Annotated in this window: 1 protein-coding gene; it reads right to left on the bottom strand. The window is 38.5% G+C overall.

From position 1 onward, the window contains the following. The coding region (locus ACTXGO_RS15230) for a phospholipase D family protein (RefSeq protein WP_443575110.1) at nt 1-666 on the bottom strand (666 nt) is incomplete at its 3' end. Nucleotides 667-771 lie beyond the last annotated feature (105 nt).

Here is a 771-nt window from a genome sequence, read left to right as displayed (position 1 = left end):
GGTCAATACCAGCTCGCCTTCTTTATCCTCTAAGTAACCTGCTTCAAGTAGTTTACTATTGAGCTCTTGCGTCTTTAGCCCCAGCTCTTTGGCTAGTTTAGCCGTTGTTAATTTAGAATAGTTGGGTGTCATCTCTACTGGTTTGGTAGAAGAGTGATTGTCTACCGTTTTATTTTTGTCATCAGTAATACTGTTGTCAGTCGCAGCCGCCTTCTCGCTTACTTTTTCAAGTGACATGCGTACCTCATCACTGATACGGATAATACGCTGCGCTTCTTCATAAGTATCTGCATATAGCTTGGCATCATCATTGCGAAAGATTAGTACACCCATCTCATTGTTATTCACTTGGCTAAATTCATACAGATTGAGGCTAGTGATGATGCATTCATTCTCATTTAAGTAGCATTTAGCATGCAGGTTCTTGCAAAAGCTAGTGCGTATAAAGGTAAGGTTTTTGAGCCAATTGATCTCTTCTGGATGCAGATCATTTTTGCCATAAACGATACGAATATCAATTTTGAGACGATTACGGTCTTCTAATAACTCTTTGATACGCTCGTTCAGCTTTAGATAAGGGCTAATAATAATCAGCCGATCAGAAGCATTTTTAATCAGCTCTTCTAAATGGTAAGTTGTGCCGCTACTGTTTAAAAATTTCGCCATTGCCTCGTCCTTAATATTTTGCGCTTATAAAAAACCCATCTCAAGCTTACTTGAAATGGGCTTAATTGCAAAATACTAATGTTGAGTTTAATTCTGGTATCACGT

The organism is Psychrobacter sp. T6-1, from assembly GCF_052258445.1.
Note: the sequence above shows the minus strand (reverse complement) of the source record. Positions and strands in the feature narration are given on the sequence as shown.